The organism is Micromonospora sp. 4G55, assembly GCF_016803375.1.
Genome location: NZ_JAEVHN010000613.1, coordinates 1 through 3,621, shown reverse-complemented (window position 1 = coordinate 3,621; position 3,621 = coordinate 1). Strand labels below are relative to the sequence as shown.

Annotated in this window: 2 protein-coding genes and 2 pseudogenes; 1 reads left to right on the top strand and 3 read right to left on the bottom strand. The window is 74.4% G+C overall.

Annotated elements, in window-relative coordinates; genetic code table 11:
- The 3 genes and pseudogenes from JNW89_RS30990 to JNW89_RS30980 form a co-directional block, all read right to left on the bottom strand.
- Positions 1-343 (bottom strand): annotated as a pseudogene (locus JNW89_RS30990) (hypothetical protein); the annotation flags it as partial.
- A gap of 49 nt (positions 344-392) precedes the next feature.
- The gene (locus tag JNW89_RS30985; RefSeq protein ID WP_067302246.1) at positions 393-755 is read right to left on the bottom strand and encodes a hypothetical protein; all 363 of its coding nucleotides are present in this window, start codon (positions 753-755) and stop codon (positions 393-395) included.
- Positions 756-768: 13 nt separating this feature from the next.
- A complete protein-coding gene (locus JNW89_RS30980; protein ID WP_088959938.1) occupies positions 769-1,083 on the bottom strand; it encodes a hypothetical protein in 315 nt (104 codons plus the stop codon).
- A 334-nt stretch (positions 1,084-1,417) separates the two neighbouring features.
- On the opposite strand from JNW89_RS30980, the pseudogene folP reads away from it, so the two are divergent.
- A pseudogene (folP, locus tag JNW89_RS38330) lies at positions 1,418-1,936 on the top strand (dihydropteroate synthase); the annotation flags it as partial.
- Positions 1,937-3,621: the final 1,685 nt, after the last annotated feature.

Sequence of the window (3,621 nt, the reverse complement as noted above, 5' to 3'; positions counted from 1 at the left end):
GTGCTCCCGGCCGCGGCGCGGGGACGACACCGGGGGCGGCGGGCCGGGGCGCGGCGGCGCGCCGGGGCCGCCGGAAGAGGTCGAGGAACGGGGAGTCGATGTCGGTGCCGTCGCCGACGAGCATCGGCGGGCTCGGCTCGACCGGCGGTACGCCCCGGCCGTTCGTCGGCCGCGGCGGCTGGAAGACGCCGACGCCACCCTGCCCGGGACTGGTCACCAGAGCCGGGTCGGACGGCTGCTCGTCCTGGATCTCCTCCTCCGGGTAGTCGAGCGACCGCGCACGGTTACCGTGTGGGGCGCTGTGCCGTCCGGCCGGGAAACCCGGCGTGGAAGAGCGACTCATGCGACCGCCTCACCCGCGTGGTTCGACTGCCCGATCGACGTACGCCCGGTCATGCCAGTTCCTCCCGGATCCTGATCCGGCTGCCGACCAGGCGGGGGTCCCGCAGCTCAGCGGCCGGCTCCCGGGTGCGTCGCCAGTCGGTCAGGGCGGTGCGGATGACCATCCGTGCCGGCCGGTCCGGGTCGACGTACCGGAAGATGAACGAGGTGCTCACGATGGCGAGCGCGATCTCCCAGGCGGGGAAGAGCTCGACCTGCAGCGTGAACAGCCAGTGGATGAACATGTAGAGGGGTACGAGCAGCATGAACAGGCCGTACTGGGCGTACGGCAGGTGGACGGGAAGGGTGTAGCCGGGCGGCCCGAGGTAGACCAGGCGAGCCCGGTAGATGTCGTCGTCGGTGCGCAGCCGCATGTCTCGCCCGGGCCTATTCGAAGATCAGGTCGATCAGGTAGTCACCGACGAAGAAGAGTGTGGCCGCCCCGGCGATGAAGGCCAGGCCGACGATCGCGATGGCCGAGCTGGTGAGCACCTTGGAGATCTCACCCCGGCTGGCCCGGCCGATGAAGATGACACCGAGCACGGCGAGCAGGATCGGCGCGATCTTGCTGGCGAAGAAGGTGACGACGCCGTTGGTGTCGATGCCCTTCGGAGCCTCTTCGGCGAGCGGTGTCGTCGCCAGGGTGTGCAGGGCCTGCGCGACGCCGGACGTCGCCGTCTGCATGAGCTCGAAGGCGATCACTGGAACCTCCCCATGTCGCGGCCGGCGGTGCCGCGGCGGTGCAGTAGGCAAGCCTGGCGGGAAATGTGCTCACTCAGCGCAGCGTCGGCGACGCTACGTTCGTTACCCACCACGGAGAGTGGTGAGCTTTGGGGGGGATTCTTCCCGCTTCGGCCCTCCCTCCAGGCTTCGCCATCTCGATGCTGGGCAATTCCACAGCGTACGGCCCGCCCTCCTTTGCGACAACCCGCGAAGAGTCGGCCCGATTCGACCCGGACGACCGATCGTACACCTGTTCCAATGCGCATGTCAGGGGGCCGCCGGAGCGGGCGTGGACGACCGGTACCGTCTAGTCGTGACCGATCTGGTACGGGCGCAGGCCCCGGTGGTGATGGGCGTCCTCAACGTCACGCCCGACTCCTTCTCCGACGGTGGCCGCTACGCCGACCTCGACGCCGCGGTCGCACACGGGGTACGGCTGCGGGCGGAGGGCGCCGCGCTGATCGACGTCGGTGGCGAGTCCACCCGGCCGGGCGCCGACCGGGTCGACCCCGCGACCGAGGCGGCCCGGGTCCTGCCGGTGATCCGGGAGCTGGCCGCGGCCGGCGTGGCGGTGAGCATCGACACCAGCCGGGCCTCGGTTGCCGAGGCGGCCCTGACCGCCGGGGCCACCGTCGTCAACGACGTCTCCGGCGGGCTCGCCGACCCGGACATGGCCCGGGTGGTGCGCGACGCCGGCTGTCCCTGGGTGCTCATGCACTGGCGCGGGCACTCGCGGGGGATGCGCGAGCTGGCCACCTACACCGACGTGGTCGCCGACGTGCGCGCCGAACTGGGCCGGCGGGTCGACGAGGCGCTGGCCGCCGGGGTGGCCCAGCCGGTGGCCACCGTCCGGCACCTGCACCTGTCGGAGCGCCCGCTGGTGGTGGTGCCGCTGGCCATGGCCGGCGAGGCGAACGCGCCACTGGCGGCGCTGGTCGGCGCGGCCCCCGACGAGGCGCGGCTGCTGATCGTGCCGCAGCCCCGCAACCGGGACCAGCGCTTCCGCTTCGCCGCCGAGCTGGCCGCCACCGTGCTGCCCTACCTCGACGAGTTCCGCGACGTCACCGAGGCGGTGCCGATCGACCGGGGCCGCGACGTCCGGCACCGGTACGTCGACGCGCCGCAGCTGCTGGTGCCGAACCCGGCCGGGATCACCTTCCTGCGGCTGCTGGGCCGCTCCACCCGGTTCCGCCGCCCGGACGGCGAGCACCCGGTGCACCCGTCGGTGCCGCTGCTCGGGCGGTGGCTGACCTTCTTCGCCGAGCGGGCCGAGCACCCCGGCTCGTCGGCGCTGGTGGCGATGACCGACGCGCTGAGCCTGCACTGGGCCACCGGCCAGAGCGTGGTGGAGGACCTGCACCTGCCGGCACTGCTCGGCTGGATCGATCCGCCGGCCGGCATGACCGGGGCGCAGGCGGCCGCCCGGGCCGAGGACGCGGCGGTCTGTCCGCCCGCCGGCCCGGCCACCGATCCGGAGTTCGACAACCGGGTGCTCGCCCCGGCCGTCGCCGCGTACGCCGACGCGGGGGACGACCCGGTGGCGCGCGGCGCGGCGTACGCGGAGCTGGAGCGGGTGCTGCGCGACCAGTTGGCGCCCACCTGGGAGCTGATGTGGCGCGGCGTCGGGCTGCTGCGGACCCTGCCGCCCGGGGCCCGGGTGGCCGGCCGCTGGGACGGCGACAAGGACGCGTTCACCGGCCACGCCGAGCACGTCGACGCGGGCGGCGGCCCGCAGCCCCGGCGCGACGGCGCGGTGGTGGCCGCCCAGCGGCTGCATCGGCTGGAACGCGCCCTGACCACGTACGCGGTGCAGCGCGCCTACGACGATCCGCTGGTGATGGCTGAGCATCGGCTGACCGGGGAGGCGTTCGTCGGGGACGTGACGCTGGCCGATCCGAAGCGGCTCGACGACACGGGGAAGCGGCCGGTGCTGCGCCCCCGGATCCAGCTCGTCACCACCGAGCCGGTGCTGGTGCCGGTCGGCACGACGCTCCACTCGCCGGCCCGGCCGGCGCAGAAGGCCAGGGTGGTCTTCCTGACCCCGGCGGCGGACGGCAAGACCGAGGTGGTGCTGGAACTCTCCGGCGCGATGGGCCGGGGGCTGACCGCGCCGCCCGGCAGCGTGCCGGAGGTGGGGGAGCGGCTCTGCTACACCACCCTGTCCGAGGCGTTCCTGCCCGCCGGGGCGTTCCCGACGCCGGAGGAGACGCCGTGGACGCACGGCGGCCCCCCGCCCACCCGCGCCGACGACACGCCCGCCGCGAGCGACGCCGACCCCGCCGAGGACTGGGCCTGAGCAGCGGCGGCCCGGGCATCGCCACCGTCACGCGCCGGCCCGGGCATCGCCACCGACCCCGCCGAGGACTGGGCCTGAGCAGCGGCGGCCCGGGCATCGCCACCGTCCACGCGCCCGGCCCGGGCATCGCCACCGTCCACGCGCCCGGCCTAGGCGACGCCGACGGCAACGGCTGACCGCCGCGACGCCCCCGCGCCCCTCGTGGCCGGACAGCTTGCCAC